The organism is Intrasporangium oryzae NRRL B-24470, assembly GCF_000576595.1.
GTDB classification, from domain to species: Bacteria; Actinomycetota; Actinomycetes; order Actinomycetales; family Dermatophilaceae; genus Intrasporangium_C; species Intrasporangium_C oryzae.
In genome coordinates, this window is the sequence record NZ_AWSA01000049.1 from 1 (window position 1) to 20,418 (window position 20,418).

Sequence of the window (20,418 nt, forward strand, 5' to 3'; positions counted from 1 at the left end):
AGGAGGAAGAGGAGGAAGAGGACGAGGAGGACGAGGAGGACGAGGACGCGGCTCGGACGTGAACGGCCCGACCCAGCGGCATACCCCCTTTGCCAGCTGAACGCAGCGTTCGTTCACGAACTCAGCGGCATAGCACCGAGTTCGTGAACGAACACCGCGTTCACCGGGCCGGGGCGGGGCCGAGGCGGACTGGGCCGGGTCAGCCGGAGGCGTCCATCGTCGCCAGGGCGAGCGACAGGACGAGCCGGTTGCCGGGCACCTGGAGGGACAGGCCGGTCAGCGCCTCGACCTTCGCGATCCGGTTGCGCAGCGTATGCCGGTGGACCCCGAGCGCGCGCGAGGCTCGCTCCCACGACCCCTCGTGGTCGAGGTATGCCGTCAGCGTCCGTACGAGGTCCTGCTCGGTCGCCGCGGGGTCGGCACAAAGCCGGTCGAGGACCGGCCGGGTCAGCTCGCCCAGGCGCAGCCGGAGCTCGGGATCGGCGAGCACCCCCTCGAGGGCGAGGTCGCGCGCCCGACCCACGTTGATCCCGACGCCACGGGCGGCTGTGGCGGCGCGGCGGGCTGCGGCCAGGGCGTCCGCGGCGGAGTGCGCCGGCACCGGGTCGCTCACCCCGACGACGGCGTCCGCGAGCCGGCCCGTGAGGTTCGTCGTCACGGCATGGACGGCAGGCTCCGCCGCCCTCGACGGGACCGCCACGGCCAGGCCGCCATGACGTCGCGCAGCCAGGTGCGGGATCCCCTCGAGCCACGCCGAGATGGCAGGCGACGTGGCCGCAGTGCCGGCGGCGACGCCGCCCTCGGACGTCCACCCCTCGGCGTCCACGAAGAGCACGACGAGCTCGTCAACCGCACCGAACCCGAAGCGCGTCAGCAGGCTGGAGACCGGGACGCTGCCGGGCGAGTCGAGCACGAGCCCCAGCGCGGCCGCGCCCAGCTCCGCCCGTGCGTCCCTCAGCTCGGTCGGCTCGTCGAGACTGAGGGTCGCCAGGGAGATCGCATGGTTGAGGACGATGCGCGACTCCGGCACAGACCGGTCCAGCCCGCGCACCGCGAGCCAGCCCTCACGCCCCGCTCGACCGGCCAGGGCGTGCAGCTCGAGCCCCGGGTCGTCGGGCACGTCGAGCAGCAGCGCCTTCGCCGGATGAATCGTCGCCGTGACGACGCTGCGGACGAGTCCGACCAGCGCGGTCGCGCCCGAAGACCGAGCAACGAGGCCACCGGCGTCGTCGACCACGACGACCGCGGCATCGAGCGCCTTGGCCAGTGCCCTCACCAGGCCCGGCACGCCTTCTCGCAAGGTCGTCCGCGTCAGGGACTGCTGGAGGCGGACGACTCGCTGCAGCCCGCGCTCGCGGTCGTCGGCCACCCGCTGCGCCACGGCCTGGGTGATCGCGATGAAGGGGGTCGGCAGCGGCACCTCGAGCAACGGCAGGCCGACGGCCGAGCACCGGTCGACGAGGCCCCGTGGCACCTCGGCCCAGCGGATTCCCACCCCGAACGCCAGCCCGGCGGTCCCGTGGGCCGCGAGCCGGTCGACGTAGGCGGCCTGCTCGGCCACGCTGCGCGGCATACGCAGGCCGGTCGTGAGGATGAGCTCGCCGCCGGCGAGCCAGGGTGACGGGTCGACGAGCTCGATGGCGTGAGCCCACTCCACCTCGACCCCGTCCGACGACCCCGCGAGGAGGCGCAGCCCCAGCGCGGGCTGCGCGAGGAGCCAGTCGAGCGGGACAGGCATGTGAAAGCTCCGGGGCAGGTTCGACGAAATGGACAGTCAGGCCATCGTATCTTCGCCAGTTCGTCCATGGGCTGGGCCGTGCGGGCTTCCTACGATCGACGACAGAGCCCCCTGCCGCTCCCCCGGCTCGTCCACGCACCGACGATCCCGGCCGATGCGCCACAGAACTGAGGAAGCCATGACCGACACGATCGCCCCGCCCGTTGCACAGACCTCGCTCCCCGTGCCCTCAGCGCTCCCCGCGCCGGAGCCGCTGGTCCAACGGCGGCTGCTCCAGACACAGATCCCCGGACCGCGTTCGGTCGAGCTGCAGCGCCGCCGCGAGGCCGAGGTGTCGGGAGGTTTCGGCGTCACCCTTCCGGTCTTCGTCGAACAGGCCTCCGGTGCGATCGTCCTCGACGTCGATGGCAACCAGCTCATCGACCTCGCGTCCGGCATCGCCGTCACGAGCGTCGGCGCCTCGGCCCCCGAGGTGGTGGCCGCCGTCGCCGAGCAGGCGGCCCGCTTCACCCACACCTGCTTCATGGTCACCGAGTACGACGGCTTCGTCGACGTCGCCGCGGCCCTCAACCGGCTCACCCCGGGCGACCACGAGAAGCGGACCGCGCTCTTCACGACGGGCGCCGAGGCGGTCGAGAACGCGATCAAGATCGCCCGGACCGCGACCGGCCGAGAGGCCGTCGTCGTGCTCGACCACGCCTACCACGGTCGCACCCTGCTCACCATGACGATGACCGCGAAGCACGTCCCCTACAAGGCCGGCTTCGGCCCCTACGCGCCGGAGGTGTACCGCGCCCCCATGGCCTACCCCTTCCGCGCCCCGGGTGGACCCGAGCGCGCCACTGAGGACGCCCTCGCCCGGCTCGAGGAGATCGTCCTCACCCAGATCGGAGCCGACCGGGTGGCCGCCATCGTCGCCGAGCCGATCCAGGGTGAGGGCGGGTTCATCGTCCCGTCTCCGGGCTTCCTCCCCGGCGTCGCGGAGTTCGCCCGCAGGCACGGCATCGTCTTCATCGCCGACGAGATCCAGACCGGCTTCGGCCGCACCGGCCGCATGTTCGCGTCCGAGCACGAAGGGATCGTGCCCGACCTCATCACGACCGCCAAGGCGCTCGCAGGGGGTATGCCGCTCAGCGCGGTCACCGGTCGCGCCGAGCTCATGAACGCGGTCCCGCCCGGCTCCATCGGCGGCACGTATGCCGGCAACCCCGTCGCCTGCGCGGCCGCCCTCGCCGCCATCGAGATCATCGAGCGCGACGACCTCGCCGGGCGGGCGCGGGACATCGAGCACCAGGTGCTTCCCCGGCTCCAGGCCCTCGCCGCGCAGACCGGCATCATCGGGGACGTCCGCGGACGCGGCGCCATGCTCGCCATGGAGCTCGTCAAGCCGGGCACGACCGAGCCCGATGCGGCGGCCGCCAAGGCGATCGCCGCCCACTGCCACGCCGAGGGCGTCATCACCCTGGTGTGCGGCACGTTCTCCAACGTCATCCGGCTCCTCCCGCCGCTCGTCATCGAGCCGGAGCTGCTCGCGGACGCCCTCGACGTGATCGAGCAAGCGGTCCGCGAGCACGCCGTGCAGTCGGCGGAGGCCGGGGCATGACCTCGACGAGCGCCGCCCCGCCGGTCTCCGAGTCAGTCTCCGTGCCGGTCGCGAGCCCAGCCAGCGGTGCGCCCACCGGGACGATGGAGATCAGCTGGGACCCACGGACCGGCACCCCCGTCGGCGAGACCCCGACGACCTCGGCCGAGCAGGTCGAGGCGACGCTCGCGGCAGCCGCTGCGGCCGCGCGGGTCGTCGCGTCGGTGGCGCCCGGGCAGCGCGCCGAGTGGCTCCGCGCAGTGGCGGAGGCCATCGAGCAGCCCGACGTCGCAAGCGAGCTCGTCACCATTGCCGACCGCGAGACCGCCCTCGGCCTGCCCCGGCTGCAGTCCGAGCTCGCCCGCGCGGCCGCGCAGCTGCGGTTCTACGCCGACGTCGCCGAGGAGGGCTCCTACCTGCGCGCCACGATCGACGGCCGGACCGCGACGTCTCCCGACCTCGCCCGGGTCCAGGTGCCGCTCGGACCCGTCGCCGTCTTCGGCGCGAGCAACTTCCCCTTCGGCTTCGGTGTCCTCGGCAACGACACCGCGTCGGCGCTCGCCGCCGGCTGCCCTGTCGTCGCCAAGGCCCACCCCGCCCACCCGCAGCTCTCGGCCCGGCTCGCCGAGGTCGCCGCCGCGGCGCTCGCGGCCGCCGGAGCCCCCGCCGGGACCTTCGCGCTCGTCGCGGGCTTCGCGGCCGGTACGACGCTCGTCACGTCACGGCATACGGCCGCGGTGGCCTTCACGGGGTCGCAGCGCGGTGGCCTCGCCCTCTGGCGGCTCGCCAACGAGCGGGAGGTCGTCATCCCGGTGTTCGCCGAGATGGGGACCGTCAACCCCGTCGTCGTCACCCGAGCGGCCGTGGTCCGTCTCGATGCCATCGCCGCCGGCGCGGTCGCCTCCTTCACGCTCGGCGCGGGCCAGTTCTGCACCAAGCCCGGGCTGCTCCTCGCGCCCGCGGGCTCGAAGGCCGCTGCCCGGATCGGCGCCGCGCTGGAAGCGGCCGCGCCCTCGGCCTGGCACCTGACCGGGGACATCGCAGCGGCCGCCACGACCGGCGTCGCCGAGCTCACCGCTGCCGGGGCGACGGTCGTCTCCGAGGTGCCGGCGCCTGCCACCGGCTGGGGCGCCCGCCCCACCGTGCTGAGCGCACCGGTCGCGGCGCTGACGCGCGGCAGCCGGCTGCTCGAGGAGTGCTTCGGGCCCGTGCTCGTGGTCGCCGAGTACGCCGACGACAAAGAGCTGGACCACGCGCTCGGCGAGCTGCAGGGCGCACTGGCCGCGAGCATCATGACCTCCGGGGCGGACGACCCCGAGACGCCCGGGCTAATCGCTCGGCTGGCCGGCCTGGCCGGGCGGGTCGCGGTCGACGAGTGGCCCACGGGGGTGGCCTGGACGTGGGCCCAGCAGCACGGCGGCCCCTGGCCGGCGACCTCGGCGCCGGGCGCCACGTCGGTGGGTGCGGCCGCGCTCGACCGCTTCACGCGACCCGTCGCGTTCCAGAACACGCCCCACCACACCCTGCCGCCGGCGCTGCAGGCCGCCAACCCGTGGAGGCTGCCGCGACGCGTCGACGGCCGGATGGTGCTGGTGCCGGACGTGGACGAGACCGCGGCCTCCGGCCGGGGGCCGTCATCATGACGAGCGAGAACGGCCGGCCCGGCGCCGGGTCGCCAGCGGACGGCCCGCTCGCGGGGCTGCTCGTCGCCGACTTCAGCAGGGTCCTGGCCGGCCCGCTCGCAACGATGACCCTGGCCGACCTCGGCGCCGACGTCGTAAAGGTGGAGCGCCCCGGCGCCGGCGACGACACGCGGCAGTGGGGTCCGCCCTGGACCGAGTCGTCGAGCGCCTACTTCGAGTGCGTGAACCGGTCGAAGCGCAGCATCGCGCTCGACCTCACGGACCCCGCCGACCTCGCGGTGGCACGCGAGCTCGCGGCTCGGGCCGACATCCTCGTCGAGAACCACAAGTCGGGGGCGCTCTCCCGCTTCGGCCTCGGCTACGACGACCTCAGCGAGCTCAACCCCGGCCTCGTCTACTGCTCCATCACCGGGTTCGGCAGCCGGGCCGGCTCCGCCATGCCCGGCTACGACTTCCTCGTCCAGGCGGTGGGCGGCCTCATGAGCATCACCGGCGACGCGGCGGGAGAGCCGACGAAGGCCGGGGTCGCCCTCGTCGACGTGCTCACCGGCAAGGACGCCGTCATCGGCATCCTCGCCGCCGTGACCGAGCGATCCCGGACCGGGCTCGGGCAGCACGTCGAGGTCGACCTCCTCTCGTCGCTGCTGGGGTCGCTCGCCAACCAGGCGGCCTCCTACCTCAGCACCGGGCGCAGCCCCGGCCGCCTCGGCAACGCGCACCCGTCCATCGCCCCCTACGAGACCCTCCACTGCCGCGACGGGTTGCTCGCGGTCGCGTGCGGCAACGACGGCCAGTTCGCCAGGCTCGCCCAGACGCTGGGCCGCCCCGAGCTCGCGGCGGACGCCCGCTTCGCGACGAACCCGCAACGCGTCGCCCACCGGTCCGAGCTCGTGTGCGTGCTCGAGACGGCGCTCGCGTCCGACGACGCAGAGGCATGGAGCACGCGCCTGGCCGCGGCCGGTGTGCCCGCCGGCACGGTCGGAGACATCGGCTCCGGCATCGAGCTGGCCCGCACCCTCGGGCTCGAGCCCACCGTTCCCGTCGGACGCGGCCACCCCGACCAGATCCGCCACCCGGTGACCTACTCCCGCAGCCCGGTCCGTCGGGCCACACCCCCACCCGCCGTCGGCGAGCACGACCGCGAGATCAGGCAGCTGATCGCGAGCCCGCCACCGTCCCACCCCTCCGCCACCGGCCGCCACGAAATGGAGCACTCCGAATGAAGACCAGCACCCCGCCCCCCTTCGACCCCAACGACCCTGCCGGGATCGACGACCTGCTCAGCGCCGACGAGAAGGCGGTGCGGGACTCCGTACGTCAGCTGTGCGCCCAGCGGGTCGACCCCTACGTCGCCGACTGGTTCGAACGCGGCACGATCGACGACGTCCGCGGCCTGGCCAAGGAGCTCGGCGCGCTCGGTGTCCTCGGCATGCACCTCGACGGCTACGGGTGTGCCGGCATGAGCGCCACCGAGTACGGCCTCGCCTGCCTCGAGCTCGAGGCCTCCGACTCCGGGATCCGCTCGCTCGTCTCCGTCCAGGGCTCTCTCGCGATGTTCGCGATCTGGCGCTGGGGCTCGGAGGAGCAGAAGACCGAGTGGCTCCCCCGGATGGCGGCCGGCGAGGCCATCGGCTGCTTCGGCCTGACCGAGCCCGACATCGGCTCCGACCCCGGCAGCATGCGCACCCGCGCGCGCCGCGACGGCGACGACTGGGTCCTCGACGGTCGCAAGATGTGGATCACCAACGGCTCCATCGCCGACGTCGCGGTCGTCTGGGCCCAGACCGATGACGGCATCCGCGGCTTCGTCGTGCCGACCACGACGCCGGGGTTCTCGGCCCCCGAGATCAAGCACAAGCAGTCACTGCGCGCCTCGGTCACGAGCGAGCTCGTGCTCGACGCCGTCCGGCTTCCCGCCGGCGCGGTCCTGCCCGAGGTGCGCGGCCTGAAGGGCCCCCTCAGCTGCCTCAACGAGGCGCGCTTCGGCATCGTCTGGGGCGCGTTGGGCGCCGCCCGCTCCTCCCTGCAGGCAGCCCTGACGTATGCCGGTGAGCGCACCCAGTTCGGCAGGCCGATCTCCGGGTTCCAGCTGACCCAGGCCAAGCTCGTCGACATGTCGCTGGAGTACACCAAGGGTCTGCTCCTCGCGCTGCACCTCGGCCGCCGCAAGGACGCCGGCACGCTCCGGCCCGAGCAGGTCAGCCTCGGCAAGCTCAACAACGTGCGCGAGTCGCTCGAAATCTGCCGGACCTCGCGGACCATCCTCGGCGCCAACGGGATCTCGCTCGAGTACCCGGTCATCAGGCACATGAACAACCTCGAGTCGGTGTTGACCTACGAGGGCACGGTCGAGATGCACACCCTCATCCTCGGACAGGCGATCACCGGGCAGTCCGCCTTCCGCTGACCTTGCCTCAGCACACGTGATGCCAGAGCCGAAGACCCGGACCCTGTGGTCCGGGTCTTCGTGCTGGCACGCAGCGCGCACCGGCTCGGTAGAGCGACCTCACCAGGCGGCCTTGTCCATTCGTCTCGTCCGTTGGTCCTTCTACAGGTGGGAGACCAGGAGGATGCCGGCCAGGGTGACGCCACCGACGAAGAGGGTGCCCACGGCGGAGACCACCATGACGCTGCCGCTCCGCTTCGCCAGCGATGCGATCTTCACGCTGCAGCCCATGCCGAACAGAGCGGCGCCGAGGGCGGCGACCTGGATCTGGGTGATCCAGCCGAGAGCCGACTGAGGCACCAGGCCCGTGCTGCGGAGCGCGACGCACGCGAGGAACCCGAGCACGAAGAGCGGCACGACGGGCGCCCGCCCACCCTCGCTCGACCGGGCCGACGAGCGCATCCGCTGGACGACGCTGACCGCGGCCACGACCGGCGCGAGCATGACGACGCGGGTGAGCTTGACGACGACGGCGATGGCGACGACGGCGGCGCCGGCCGGGCTGGCGGCGGCGACCACCTGCCCGACCTCGTGGACGCTTGCCCCCGCCCAGACACCGAACTGCTCATCGGTGAGTCCCACGGGGCCGCGCAGCAGCGGCAGGAGCACGAGCAGGATCGTCCCGAACAGGGTCACCATCGCGATGGCGACCGTCACGTCCTCCTCGTCCGCCTCCGCCGTCTCCTCCATCGCCGCGATGGCCGAGGCGCCGCAGATCGCCGTGCCCGTGCCGATGAGGAGGCTCCTCGCGGGGCTGAGCCCCATCCTCCGACCGACCCAGGTCGTCACCACGAGGGTTGCGACGAGACTCACTGCGACGACCGCGATGATCGGCAGGCCGAGCGCAGCGATCGAGCCGAACGAGACCGAGAAGCCGAGCAGGACGATCCCCACGCGCAGGAGCTTCTTCGTCACCAGGGCCAGCGGCCCGACACCGCTCCTCGGCAGCATGCCGGTGTTGGCGGCGAGAACACCGAGGCCGATCGCCCACGTGAGCACACCGACGGCCGGCACGAGCTGGTGAGCGAGCAGTGCTCCACCGAGGCCCGTTACGAGGACGGCGCTGACGACGGCGCGGTCGCGCCATCGCGTCCCCCCGGCAGGCGCGGTCTGGACGGTCTCGGAGACGGTCATCGGGGGACGCGAGCGGTCGGCGAGATCAGTCACTGGCCCGCGAGCTCACGCGTGAGAGTCTTGCCCGGGTGGCCGGATCGTCCGGGCTGTCCGCGGCCGTCGTCGACATGCCGCTCAGGACATGGAGGAGGGCTTCGGCTCCCGGCCAGTCGCCATATCCCGACGCGGGATTCAGGTGGCCGACCGGTCCCACGTCGATGAAGCGGCTGCCCCAGGCCTGGGCGAGGCCGCGGACGTTCTCGAAGTCCCCCAACGGGTCGTTCGTGCTCGCCGCGACGATGCTGGGGAAGGGCAGCCGGGCTCGTGGCAGCGGAAGCCAGCCGGACTCCTCGAGCTCTCGCAGCGTGGGGTACTCCGGGGGCAGGGGCTTGGCCAGGCCGGGCGGCGTGGCCAGGAGCGCACCCCGGACCGGCAGCTCGTGCTGTCGGGCCCAGTGCACGGTGGTGAGCACCCCGGCGCTGTGGGCCACGATCGTGACCGGGGAGACCGCGTCCCGGATCACCGTGTCGAGGTCGGCGACCCGCCCGGCCAGATCACGCTTGTCACGGCCGAACGATGGAACGACGACGGCATCGGGCCGCTTGGCGGCGAGTCTGGACTGCCAGTGGTCCCCCACGTCCCCGCGGAGTCCCGGCACGATGACGAGCGTGTGGTGTGTTTCCCGGGGCATCATGCCGGGACTCCTTTCAGGGGAAGTGGATCAGTCGGAGCCGACGGCTGCGACGGTGTCGTTCTCGAGGGTGTCGTTCTCGACGGTGTCGACCCTGGCGACGCGACCCAGGCTGCTCGGGTAGGCCCGACGCCCGATGAGGAGGGCGATGATCGCGATGACGGACACCAGTGGCGCGACCTTCATCGCGTCGACGAGACCGACTCTGTCCGCGATGGCGCCGACGACGAGTGGGCCAGCGGCCAGACCGAGGAGGTTGTTGGCCAGGGTGAGCGTGCCGAAGGCGGTGGCGCGGATCGAGGCGGGAGTCAGGTTGGCGACCATCGCACCCGCGGGCCCGGTGGTCCCGCCCGTGAAGAAGGCGCCCACGGCGATGAGCACCAGCTGGAGGCCGCCCGACTCCTGCGTGAAGCCGACCGTCAGCGCGACGAACGAGATCGCGGTGAAGACGATGGCGGCCGTCCACTTGCGGATGGCGACGTGCTTCGTGAGCCGGTCGGTGACGACGCCGCAGACGATCATGCCGACGCCCATGAGCAGGATGAAGCCAGCGGCCGCGATCCCCGCCTTGTCCGGGCGCAGGTGGTATGCACGGTTGAGGTAGCTGGGGAGCCAGGCGAACAGGGCGCCGGCCATGAAGAGCTGGAGTCCGCTGCCCACGTAGGCGCTGATCACCGAGGGGGTCGACACGAGAGCGCGCAGCTTGGCCCGCTCGGCCGTGCTGTCGACAGTGCCGTCGGCCGCCTCGGGTCCCCGGTTCCCGGGGTGCTGGTGACCGGCGAGCCGGCCGTCATTGACCATGATCGCGTAGAGCAGGACGAACACGATGCCGAGCACCGCCATGACACCAAAGGACCAGCGCCATCCGAGCTGCACCGCGAGGATCCCGCCGAGGAAGACGCCGAGCACGGAGCCGAACGAGCCACCGGCCATGAAGGCGCCGGTGAGGGAGGCACGACTCCTCGGCGAGAAGACCATGAGGACGACGGCGAGGCCGACGCTGCCATAGGCCGCTTCACCCAGACCGATGAAGAAGCGGGCGAGCATCATCTGCTCGTAGTTGGCCGCGATCGCGCATCCCAAGGTCGCCAGGCTCCACAGGGCTCCCATCAGGATGATGGCCTTGGAGCGTCCCCAACGGTCGCCGAGCAGCGACAGCGGGACCGCGAGCAGCCCCACGGTGAGCGCCACGATGCTCGTGAGCGAGCCGAGCTGGGTGTCGGTGAGGACCCACTCGACCTTGAGGAACGGGAAGACGGCGCTGAGCACTTGGCGCGACATGTAGTCGGACAGGAGCAGCCCGAAGGTGAGGACGAACACGGCGACCGGGAAGACCCGTGACCGGGTCATCGTCGCGGAGGTGGACGGTCGCGGCTTCGGTGGCGCGACGGGTGGCGTGGCAGTCAAGGTGGCTCCAGGGTGACGGTTCGGACCGCGGACCTCGTTGTCCGCGGCATACCTGGGGCGCGGGGAAGCTCCCCGCGCCCCAAGAGCTGGGCGCGTGTGACCGGTGGTCTCAGGCGTGGAAGGTGAAGCCGAGCTCCCCGGCCTTGCGGTTGGGGGCGTAGCCCAGGCGAGCGAGGGTCTCGTCGACGCTGTCGTAGGTCTGGCCGATGCGGTAGATGTCGCGGGCTTCCTTGCCGTCGGCCACCTCGCGGCCGAGCTCGCGGGCGATGCGCACGACCTGCTCGACCTGCTGAACCGAGGTGATCTTCTGTCCGGGCTTGGACCAGATGGTGTCCTCGTTGCCGCAGCGCGTGTGCAGACCCATGGCGGTGGCCATCGTGTTGACGGGCAGCACGCTGCGCATGAGCGTCTCGAGCGTGAGGATGGCGCCGTCGGGGGTGCGCTTGATGAACTCCATCATGTTGTACGGGTTGGGGCCGTCGAAGCCGCCGCCGATCGCGACCCACGTGAGGTTGAGCGGGCCCATGTAGTGGCCGCGCCGGATGAGCCGCTCGACGGTCTCCAGCTGCGGGATGCTCGAGAGCTGGAAGTGCGGCTGGATGCCGTTGGCGCGCAGGCGCTTGAGGTGCTCAACGACCCAGCCGGGGCCGGCCGGGACGAACATCTCGCGGTAGGCCTCGTAGATCTCGGGCCGAGCGATGGAGGTCCCGGCGATGTCATCGTCGGTCATCAGCTCGACGATGTTCATCTGGCTGGTGTTGATGGCGATGGTGACCTGGTCGGGCTTGGGGTCGAGCTCGGCCAGCATGTGCCGGGCATCGTCGCTGAGCCACTTGGCCTCGGCACCCTCGCCCTCAGGGGCGAAGGAGATCGACCCGCCGACCTGCAGGATCATGTCCGGCACGGCCTCGCGGAGCCGGGCGAGGAGCTCGTTGAACTTCGAGAGCCGCTTGGAGCCCTTGCCGTCGAGCTCACGGACGTGGATGTGCAGAACGGTGGCGCCGGCCTCGTAGCAGTCGACCGCGGCCTGGACGTGCTCGTCCATCGTCAGCGGGAGGTCCTCGCGGAAGTCGTCGGGCTCCCACTCGGGGCCGTACGGCGCGACGGTGATGACCAGCTTCTCCTGGACCTCGGGGAAGAGGGCGTCGTCGTGGAAGTGCATGGATGTCTCCTTGGATTGTTGGCGGGGTTGGGGGTCAGAAGGTCTTGTCGCCGACGATCCCGGCGCGCTCCATCTTTCGGACGTCCGGCCAGTAGTCCTGGACGGCATAGTGCTGGGTGCAGCGGTTGTCCCAGATCGCAAAGCTGTTCTTCGTCCACCGCCACCGGACCTGGTACTCGGGCACGGACGCCTGACGGATCAGGTAGCTCAGCAGCTCGCTGCCGCCGGGGGTGTAGTCGAACCCGTAGCGCACGTTCTCGGGGGTGTGGAAGTTCGTGAAGTGCGTCGTGAACGCGTTGACGAACAGGACCTTCTCGCCGGTCTCCGGGTGCGTCCGCACGACCGGGTGCTCCGCGTCGGGGAACGTCTCCTTGAGCGCGAGGCGCTTCTCGATGGGCATCGCGGCCCCGAAGGTCGCCTCGATGCTGTGCCGCGCCCGCAGGCCGGCGATCTGGACCTTGATGTGCTCGGGGAGGCGACGGTAGGCCTCGACCATGTCCACCCAGATGGTGTCGCCGCCGACGGCGGGGCCCTCCACGCACCGGAGCACGGATCCCATGGGCGGGGCCTCGCGCCAGGTCGCGTCGCAGTGGAACGCGTTCTCGTAGTGCTCCGGCCTGCTGTCGAGGTCCTTGTAGATGCGCACGAGGCCCGGGTGCTCCGGGTCGCTCCCGGCGACGGGGTGGTCCTCGAGCGGACCGAACCGCTCGGCGAGCTTGACGTGGTCGGCGCGGCTGATGTCCTGGTCGCGGAAGAACAGGACCTTGTGCCGCAGGAGCAGGTCCCTGATCTGCGCGAACACCGCAGGATCGTTCGCTGCGTCGGCCAGGCTGACGTTGCGCAGCTCGGCGCCGATGAAGGTGGTGAGCCGGTGGACCTCGATGGCGCTCGAGCGGCGCAGAGCGGCGCCCGCCGGCACCGGGGTGCGGTCGATCGTGTCGGTCATGGTGATCTCCTGGGTGTGCCGGGGTCGTGACGGTGGGGAGTGGGCGGCCTGGGTGGGTGTGGCGGCCTAGACGGCCGACTCCAGGTCGAAGACCGACGAGCCGATGCTGACGCCGGCCTCGAGGTCGCGGTGGGCCCGGACGGCATCGTCGAGGGAGTAGCGCTGGTTGATCTCCACGCTGATCCGTCCGGCGCCGACGTGGTCGAACAGCTCGCCTGCGAGCGCCGCGCGCTCGTCCGGGTCCGCGATGTAGTCGGCCAGGGCGGGCCGCGTCACGTAGAGCGATCCCTTCATCGCGAGCTCCATGGCGTTGATCGGCGGGACCTGTCCCGACGCAGTGCCGAAGCAGACCAGGAGACCGCGGCGCGCCAGCGAGTCGATGGAGCTCTGGTAGGTCGACTGGCCGATGCTGTCGTAGACGACCGGCACGCCCGCACCGTCCGTGATCTCGCGCACGCGGGTCGCGACGTCCTCGCGGGTGTAGACGATCGTGTGCTCGCACCCGTGAGCCCGTGCGACGGCCGCCTTCGCGTCGCTGGAGACGCTGCCGATGACCGTGATGCCGAGCAGACGGGCCCACTGCGTGAAGATCAGGCCCACGCCGCCCGCGGCGGCATGGAGCAGCACGGTGTCGCCGGCCTTCAGCGGGGCGATGCGACGGAGGAGGTACGACGTCGTGAGTCCGCGCATGGTCATGGCGGCGGCGGTGTCGAAGGCAATCGTGTTCGGAAGCTTGATGAGGTGCTCTGCCGAGATGACCCGTTCGGTGCTGTAAGCACCCAGCGGGCTGCCGGTGTAGGTGACACGGTCGCCCTCGGCGAAGTCGGTGACGCCAGCGCCGACGGCCTCGACGACGCCTGCTCCCTCGACGCCCATGCCCGCCGGGAGCATCGCCGGGTAGAGGCCGCTACGGAAGTACGTGTCGGCGAAGTTCAGTCCGACCGCCAGGTGCCGCAGGCGCACCTGGCCTGGTCCGGGGTCGCCGACCTCGATCGACTCCCACTGCATGACCTCTGGCCCACCGGCCTCGTAGAAGCGAATGCCTTTCGCCATGTGGTTCTTCTCCTGGTTGTCGCGCGACACGGGCGTATCGCCGTTCGTCGGGTGTGGTTGGGGCCGGCACTCCGACCGAGGGGTCGGCAGCGGCAGGGTCAGCAGGGGCCGGGGTCGGCAGGGACCGGGATTCAGCGGCGGATATCGGGGTGCGCGGTGCGGCCGTGAGTCCGGTCGACGACGTCGCGGGGGGCGATGCCGCCCCGTCCTCCGGTCTCCCCGTATGCCGGGGTCGGCCAGGTGAAGCTCGTCGGGAGGAGCCGGCCATGGCGCAGCGTGATCCAGAGCCGGAGCGGCTCCGGGACCGCAGCACCCCGGGATCCTCCGTGCCGGTGCAGGACCTCGTAGTTGTTGATGAGAAGCAGGTCGCCGGCTTGGAGGTGGAGGTCGTGGCGCCAGGCAGGGGCGGCAGCCGTCTCGTCGATGAGGTCGAGGAGCGCGACATCGGCCCCGGCGAGGCGGGGTACGAGGCTGAAGCGTTGCCCGCTCTCGATCGCCCGCCGGTCGTACCTCAGGCTCAGCCGTCCGTCGTGTCGGCAGGCCAGCGGCACCGAACGGTAGGGCTTCTCCCGCGGCTCCTCCTCACCGCCTCGGTCGTGGTGGAAGGCGTCGAACAGGCGCATGGCCAGCTCGGGGCGTGACAGGACGATCTCGTCGACGACCCGTCCGGCGCCGGTCAGGCTGATGGTTCGGCCCTCGTCGCGAACGAGCAGCGCAGTGACGTCGGAACCACCGCTGTGGAAGTCGGTGCGGCTCGTGTCAGCCGGTCGGATCAGCCGACCGAGGGGGTCCTGCGAGACGGCGATGCCGACGTGACGGCCGAGTCCCCAGAGGACGAGCCGCTCGTCGGCCTCGGAGAGGAGCTGCAGCGGTATGCCGCGGACCACGGCGTGGCCGTGACCACCCTCGAGCTCCTCGGCGAGCCGGGCGAGCCGGGCACCGAGAGCCGGCAGGGGGAAGTCCGCACGCCTGACGCCGAGCAGCGGCAGCGAGGCTCGGCGCACAGCATCACGGGCCGCGAGCACCTCGGCGACGTCGGCGTCGGTGAGGACGATGACTCGGTCGCGGGTTACCGCAGCAGCGGGCGAGTGCCAGGCCGCCAACTGGTCTGCAGGGGCCGGGGGAGTCCCCGTACGGGTGATCGGTGCAGGCATGCCACGTCCTTGTGGTTGCTGGAGTGCTTCCCAACAAGGTAGGTTCACGAAACGGCCCGTGCTTTACCTAAGTGGACAAGTCCCTTAGCCATTCAGGACAGGCGGTGGACATGCCATGACCCGTCCGTTCGTCCGCTCCGCGACGCTCAACGGCTACCTCGGGCTCGCCCGGTCGCTGGGGCTCGACGGCCCCACCCTCATGCGCAAGGTCGGCATCGAGCCGGCCGATCTCGCCGTTCCCGACAAGTGGATCCCGGCAGCGGCCGTGGCCCGTCTCCTCGACGTCTCGGCGACCGCCTCGGGCCGGACGGACTTCTCGGTCAGGCTAGCGGAGGAGCGCAGGCTCTCCACACTCGGCCCGCTCAGCGTCGTCCTGCGCGAGGAGCCCGACCTGCGCAGCGCCCTCCGGCTCCTCATGCGCTACGAGCACAGCTACAACGAGGCGCTGCGCATGCGCCTGGACGAGACGGGCGAGATTGCCACGGTCCGCCTGTGGTTCGAGTTCGGCGAGCCCGTCCCCTCGGACCAGGCGCTCACCCTGGGTGCTGCCGCGCTGCACGGCATCGTCCGTGAATGCGTGGGGCCCCACTGGCGACCCTTGGCCTGCTGTTTCCAGAGCCGTGCCCCCGCGGACCTGGAGGCCTACGACCGCGTCTTCGGAGCCAGCCTGCAGTTCGAGCACGACTTCACGGGGCTGGTGATCTATGCCCGCGACCTGAGCGCTGCCAACCCGCTGGCCGATCCGTTGATGAGGCCCTACGCCCAGCGGTTCCTGGAGTCGGTCGTCTCGCCGCGCGCGACGACCTCCAGAGAGCGGGTCCAGGAGCTCATGGAGTTCCTGCTGCCTCTCGGCAGGTGCACGATGGACCACATCGCCCGGACCCTCGGTGTCGACCGGCGGACGCTTCACCGACACCTCGCGGACGAGGGGGTGTCGTTCAGCTCGCTCCTGCACTCGACGCGCGCCGGTCTCGCCGAGCACTACCTGGCAAATGATCGATACTCCATGACCGACATCTGCCACCTGCTCGGCTTCACGGCCCCGAGCGCCTTCACCCGGTGGTTCCATCAGCAGTTCGGGATGAGTCCCAGTGCCTGGCGCTCCACGAGCCGCGCCTGACCCCCGGTCCGAGTCGGCCACGCTGTCCCGTATGCCGCCGGGCCAGGTCCCCCGGACACGCGTGGACCGCGGGTGGCCGGGTCGCCGGCTCAGCGGCATACGCGAGCGACGAGGAGCTCGCCGCGGATCCGGCCCGCTTCGAGGAGCTCACCCATCCGTGACTCCTGCTCCTTCACCCCGCTGTAGCGCGGGTCCACGCCGTGCTCCTTCGCGATGGCGTCGTCCACCCCGCGCTCGAGCGCCTGCCAGCGCTCGTCGGCGTCGGGGAGCTGCGCCGACCACTCCCGCTCGGTGATCGCGAACCCGGCTCCGGCCAGGAGCTCGGCCAGCTCGTCGTCTGAGGGGAAGGCGTTGCCCCACGGCGTCGTGAAGCCGTCCGGGGTGCCGACGACGACGAGCAGGCCCAGGAGGGCGTCGTCGCGCAGGACGCGTCGCAGCTCGGCGAGCCACTGGGCCTTCTGCTCGGTCGTGCACAGCGTCCCGAGCGACCACGCCGCGTCGAAGGAGGCGTCCGCGAACGGCAGCCGCGCCGCGTCGCCGACGACGGCGGGAAGGCGGAAGACCGAGGAGGCGATCCCGGACGCCGCGCGCATGGGGTCGAAGCAGACCGCCCGCACGCCGAGACGCTCCTGCGCGTATGCCGCTGGGCCACCGAGACCGGCGCCCAGGTCGAGCACGCGCGTGGCGGGGGTCGGGTCGAGGCGCCCCAGGAGCCAGTCGAGCACCGCCGGCGTGCCGCTCCCCCGGCAGGCGGCCGGGACGGCGTGATCGGGCCCGAGCGCCGCGATCGCCTCACCGGTCCAGCGCGCCATGGTGCCGAACTCGTCCTCCATCGGCTCTGCCATCTGCCCCATAGCGCCTCCGCTCGGTCGCGACCGTCCCGCTGTCGCAGGACTGCTCGCAGGCTAGCGCCGCCGCCACCGCCGCGCGCTCGCGCCGGAGCATCACGATCTCGCCCAAAGGCCCGCGACCACCCCTGCTCGGGGGTTACGCTCCGGCCACTCGGGGCATCCACACATGTCAGGAGCCATGCGGTGAACCAGCTGCTGGGCCTCACCCTTCGAGCCGTCAACAGCGCAGCCGACCGGCAGGGGCGGGCGAACGGGATCGAGCGGCATACCCTCGACCCCGCACGGCCCGACGAGCTCGAGCGCAGCGGTCTCGACCTGCTTGGCGACGGTCTGGACACCCCGTCCCAGGGCCTGCACGCGATCACCTCCGACCAGCTCCGGGCGTTCGCCCTCCATCTCGTGACACACGCGACGGAGACCCCGCTTCACGTGGACAACGCCCAGTCGGAGGCACTCGCGTCACGGGGACACCTCTACCTCTACCGGAGCGCGCACCTGCCGATCACCGAGGATGCGGCGGCCTACGTCGACGCCAACCCGAAGAACTCCATGCGGCTGTGCGTCCGGGCCTTCACGCGGGGCGCGCTCGAGCTACCGCCCGGCACCATCGAGCGGCTGCGCGAGCAAGTGCGGGCCGGCGCCAGGCACGGCCGCCTCCTGCGACAGCTGAGGGACGACCCGCAGGTCCGCGCCCACCAGCGCACGCAGTGGGAGCAGCAGGCGACCCTCGCCGGCGAGGACGTCCTCCTCGGCCTCAGCTCGATCGTGCTCATCACGCGGCACGAGCGGTATGCCCTCGAGGGGGGTCGCTTTGTCGTCGACCTCATCAACCCCGCGACGCGCGAGCTCCACATCCTCGACGGCTCGAACATCTGGCTGCGCGTGCTCGACACGCAGACCCGCAGCCTCACGTTCGCCGTGGTCGGCACGGGCAAGCACCGCTTCGCCGTCATGGACGCCCTCAACAACCTGGGCGCGATGTCCATCTGGCAGTACCTCTCGGGCCTCCAGACGCAGCTCTACTCCGGGGTGCCCTCGGACGAGGCCCGCGTCGAGGCCCACATCGCCGACGCCCTGCACCGCAGCGGACCCGCCACCGTCAAGCTGAGCCGCACGCTCGCCGCCGGCGACAACGCCCCCTCCGGGGCCTTCCTGCGCCGCCTCCGACGCACGCACCCCCACGAGACCGGCGACGCCTACGCCTGACCCAAAGAGCCCTCCCGGTTCGATGTATCCGGGCGTCGGATACGACGCCCCAATACATCGAACCGGGAGGTGGGTTCAGGGGGGGGAGGCGGGGGTCAGGGGGTCGGACCGAGGACGGGCTTGTTGCTCCTGATCACGCCGCGGGGGTCGCGGGCGCGCTTGATCTCCTGCAGCCTGGCCAGCGTGTCCGGGTCGTAGCCCGCGGAGTCCGGCTGCCCCTCGCCGGAGAGGTTGGGCATCCGGCGGCCCGTGGCGAGCCGGCCGAGCGCCGCATCGAGATCGTCGAAGGCACCGGGGATCGCCGACGCCAGCTCGGGAGTCGCCGGGACCCCTGCTGCCCACAGCCCGAACGGCGCGTCGACGGCGCACACCGCGCCGCCGTCTGCGGGCCGGTCGGCGAAGGCGCCCCCGAGGCCGCGGACCTGCACGATCATCAGCGGACAGGTGGCGCTGTCAGAGGTGGCGGCGACGAGGGCGTCGATGGCCTCGTCGTCGAGCGCTTCCAGGAGCATCGCGTGCTCGAGGATCGGCATCGGCTCGGTCGGCTCGTCGGCGACGTCGCCGATCCCGGCGATCGAGACCGGCCCCATGAGGTCCAGCTCGACCGGGGCCGACTCGCGCAGGCGCCACAGGAGCGCCTCGCCGAGGTGCTCGCCGCCGAGGCACAGGGCGGCCACGGTGACGAAGGACCGACCGCGGATCGGCTCGGGCAGCTCCGGCAGTGGCGGGAAGTGCATGATGTGCGCCCAGACGCTGAGGTCGCGTGGTGCCATGAGCGCGAGGTCCCGGAACGCCCGCAGCACGGCCCCCGCGTGGTGGACGGGCCAGAGGAGACGGCCCCCGTAGAGGTCGTCAGCGGCATACAGCCTGAGCTCCATCCCCGTGACGATGGCGAAGTCGCCCCCGCCACCGCGCAGGGCCCAGAAGAGGTCGGGGTCGCTCTCGGCGTCGACCCGGCGGGCACTCCCGTCGGCGTCGACGACGTCGAGCGAGAGGACGCTGTTGGCGGTGAACCCGTGCTTGCGGCTGAGCCAGCTGATCCCGCCGCCGAGGGTGAAGCCGACGACGCTCGGGTCGGGGTTGCTGCCGACGAGCGGAGCGAGCCCGGTGCCGTCGAGCGCCGCGAGCAGCTCGCCGAACTTCGTCCCGGCCCCGACCCGGGCGACCCGGCGCTCCAGATCGACGTGTATGCCGTCCAGGCCCCGGGTGCGCAGCAGCAGCGTGCCGTCGAGCGTCCGTCGAGCAGAGTGCCCGCTGGGCTGGGCGGTCACGCTGATGCCGTGCTCCCCTGCCCAGCGGACGGCGGTCACGACGTCCTCGACGTCGGCGCAGAGCGCGATCGCGGCCGGACGCTGGTCGACGTTGACCGTCCACGGCATCCGGGCGGCCTCCCACTCGGGGTGCGCGGGAGTGAGCAGGGCGCCCTTCAGCCGGTCGGCCAGCTCGACCCAGGGCAGGGCCGACGCCGCGCTGGACTCGTCCAGGGGCTGCTGCTCCTCGGACGTCTGACGGATGGTGGTGATGGAGCTCATGTGAGTGTCCTTACGGTCTGGGGAGATTCAGGAGAGGTCGGTCGAGGTGACGGGCGGCAGCGAGCCGTAGACACGCAGGGCGTGCTGCCGGTAGGCGCGCCGGCCGAGGCGGGGGACGATCGCGCGGACGGGGGCAGGCGCCGAACCGAAGAGCAGGGCCTCCCCCTCCGGTCCCGAGTCGTGCAGGAGCATCCCGACCACGAGCGTCCGGTGCTTGCGCGGCACGCTGTCCTGGCCCGCCTTGCTGAGGCGCGCCCACTCGGCCGGGGTGATGCAGCGGGAGACGAGCGGCAGCACGCGCGTCTCCTCGGCGTCGAGGTGCTCGACGAGGCCGGCATACAGCTCGTCGTAGCGGTCCGCGAGCGCCTCGCCGGCGGCCCTGGTCGGCGCCGCGGCCCAGACCGGCCGCGCCTGCGCGATCTCCTCGAGGAGCCGGTCGACGCGGGTGTGCTGCGACTCCATGAGGCCGACGACGGGGTGGAGCTCGTCGGCGACCCGCTCGGTGAGAAGCGGCCAGAGCAGCTCGTCCTCGGTGGTGTGGTGGTGGTGCAGGACGTGCTCGACGAGGGCGAGGTGGTCGCCCGCCACCTGGGCGCTACGGGTGTCGCCCGGCTGGACGCCCCGGACGAGGCTGCCGGCGAGCCGCAGCTCCCGGCGGAAGAGCGAGTGGACGATGAGCATCTCCCGCGTGTCGGTCAACGCGGTCGCAGAGGCGGTCATGACGGGTCCTCCTGGGTCGGTGGTCGGTGGTCGGTGGTCGGATCTCTGTGTCGA

17 protein-coding genes are annotated in these 20,418 nt (G+C 71.8%); 6 read left to right on the forward strand and 11 right to left on the reverse strand.

From position 1 onward, the window contains the following. Positions 1 to 199: 199 nt before the first annotated feature. Positions 200 to 1,738, reverse strand: coding sequence for a PucR family transcriptional regulator (locus tag N865_RS17540; RefSeq protein ID WP_034808755.1), 1,539 nt, complete (start codon positions 1,736 to 1,738; stop codon positions 200 to 202). Between the two features lie 178 nt (positions 1,739 to 1,916). Between N865_RS17540 and gabT the strand changes: the two genes are divergently transcribed. From gabT to N865_RS17560, 4 genes are read left to right on the forward strand one after another with little or no spacing between them, the layout of a single operon-like run. Then, a complete protein-coding gene (gabT, locus tag N865_RS17545; RefSeq protein WP_084328343.1) occupies positions 1,917 to 3,341 on the forward strand; it encodes a 4-aminobutyrate--2-oxoglutarate transaminase in 1,425 nt (474 codons plus the stop codon). Further along, the gene (locus tag N865_RS17550; protein WP_245603826.1) at positions 3,338 to 4,963 is read left to right on the forward strand and encodes an aldehyde dehydrogenase family protein; all 1,626 of its coding nucleotides are present in this window, start codon (positions 3,338 to 3,340) and stop codon (positions 4,961 to 4,963) included. The genes gabT and N865_RS17550 overlap by 4 nt, the downstream gene beginning before the upstream one ends. Then, a complete protein-coding gene (locus N865_RS17555; protein WP_051510905.1) occupies positions 4,960 to 6,186 on the forward strand; it encodes a CaiB/BaiF CoA transferase family protein in 1,227 nt (408 codons plus the stop codon). Before N865_RS17550 ends, N865_RS17555 begins: the two co-directional genes overlap by 4 nt. Further along, a complete protein-coding gene (locus tag N865_RS17560; protein ID WP_034808757.1) occupies positions 6,183 to 7,370 on the forward strand; it encodes an acyl-CoA dehydrogenase family protein in 1,188 nt (395 codons plus the stop codon). The genes N865_RS17555 and N865_RS17560 overlap by 4 nt, the downstream gene beginning before the upstream one ends. 141 nt (positions 7,371 to 7,511) lie before the next feature. Here the strand turns inward: N865_RS17560 and N865_RS17565 are convergent, their stop codons facing one another. The 7 genes from N865_RS17565 to N865_RS17595 all read right to left on the reverse strand — a co-directional run bounded on the left by N865_RS17565 (position 7,512) and on the right by N865_RS17595 (position 14,935). Next, a complete protein-coding gene (locus N865_RS17565; RefSeq protein ID WP_051510908.1) occupies positions 7,512 to 8,543 on the reverse strand; it encodes a YeiH family protein in 1,032 nt (343 codons plus the stop codon). 25 nt (positions 8,544 to 8,568) lie between these two features. Then, positions 8,569 to 9,216 carry an RBBP9/YdeN family alpha/beta hydrolase gene (locus N865_RS17570; protein WP_245603827.1) on the reverse strand — a complete coding sequence of 216 codons (648 nt, stop codon included), beginning with the start codon at positions 9,214 to 9,216 and terminating at the stop codon, positions 8,569 to 8,571. A 27-nt stretch (positions 9,217 to 9,243) separates the two neighbouring features. Then, positions 9,244 to 10,563, reverse strand: coding sequence for an MFS transporter (locus N865_RS17575; RefSeq protein WP_084328344.1), 1,320 nt, complete (start codon positions 10,561 to 10,563; stop codon positions 9,244 to 9,246). A gap of 166 nt (positions 10,564 to 10,729) precedes the next feature. Further along, positions 10,730 to 11,782 carry a BKACE family enzyme gene (locus N865_RS17580; RefSeq protein WP_034808760.1) on the reverse strand — a complete coding sequence of 351 codons (1,053 nt, stop codon included), beginning with the start codon at positions 11,780 to 11,782 and terminating at the stop codon, positions 10,730 to 10,732. Positions 11,783 to 11,816: 34 nt separating this feature from the next. Next, on the reverse strand, positions 11,817 to 12,728 hold the full coding sequence (locus N865_RS17585; RefSeq protein ID WP_034808762.1) for a TauD/TfdA dioxygenase family protein: 912 nt from the start codon (positions 12,726 to 12,728) through the stop codon (positions 11,817 to 11,819). A 66-nt stretch (positions 12,729 to 12,794) separates the two neighbouring features. Then, the gene (locus tag N865_RS17590) at positions 12,795 to 13,781 is read right to left on the reverse strand and encodes a quinone oxidoreductase family protein (protein WP_034808789.1); all 987 of its coding nucleotides are present in this window, start codon (positions 13,779 to 13,781) and stop codon (positions 12,795 to 12,797) included. A 131-nt stretch (positions 13,782 to 13,912) separates the two neighbouring features. After that, on the reverse strand, positions 13,913 to 14,935 hold the full coding sequence (locus N865_RS17595) for a TauD/TfdA family dioxygenase (protein ID WP_084328345.1): 1,023 nt from the start codon (positions 14,933 to 14,935) through the stop codon (positions 13,913 to 13,915). Positions 14,936 to 15,050: 115 nt separating this feature from the next. Between N865_RS17595 and N865_RS17600 the strand changes: the two genes are divergently transcribed. Further along, entirely contained in the window at positions 15,051 to 16,055 is a 1,005-nt protein-coding gene (locus N865_RS17600) for an AraC family transcriptional regulator (RefSeq protein WP_034808764.1), read from the forward strand. A gap of 89 nt (positions 16,056 to 16,144) precedes the next feature. Here N865_RS17600 and N865_RS17605 read toward each other — a convergent pair whose 3' ends face one another. Beyond that, a complete protein-coding gene (locus tag N865_RS17605) occupies positions 16,145 to 16,900 on the reverse strand; it encodes a class I SAM-dependent methyltransferase (RefSeq protein ID WP_034808791.1) in 756 nt (251 codons plus the stop codon). 189 nt (positions 16,901 to 17,089) lie between these two features. On the opposite strand from N865_RS17605, the gene N865_RS17610 reads away from it, so the two are divergent. Next, on the forward strand, positions 17,090 to 18,112 hold the full coding sequence (locus N865_RS17610; protein WP_034808766.1) for a hypothetical protein: 1,023 nt from the start codon (positions 17,090 to 17,092) through the stop codon (positions 18,110 to 18,112). 95 nt (positions 18,113 to 18,207) lie between these two features. On the opposite strand, the gene N865_RS17615 is transcribed toward N865_RS17610, so the two are convergent. Further along, the gene (locus N865_RS17615; protein ID WP_051510913.1) at positions 18,208 to 19,644 is read right to left on the reverse strand and encodes an FAD-binding oxidoreductase; all 1,437 of its coding nucleotides are present in this window, start codon (positions 19,642 to 19,644) and stop codon (positions 18,208 to 18,210) included. Between the two features lie 27 nt (positions 19,645 to 19,671). Next, entirely contained in the window at positions 19,672 to 20,364 is a 693-nt protein-coding gene (locus N865_RS17620) for a hemerythrin domain-containing protein (RefSeq protein WP_034808768.1), read from the reverse strand. Positions 20,365 to 20,418: the final 54 nt, after the last annotated feature.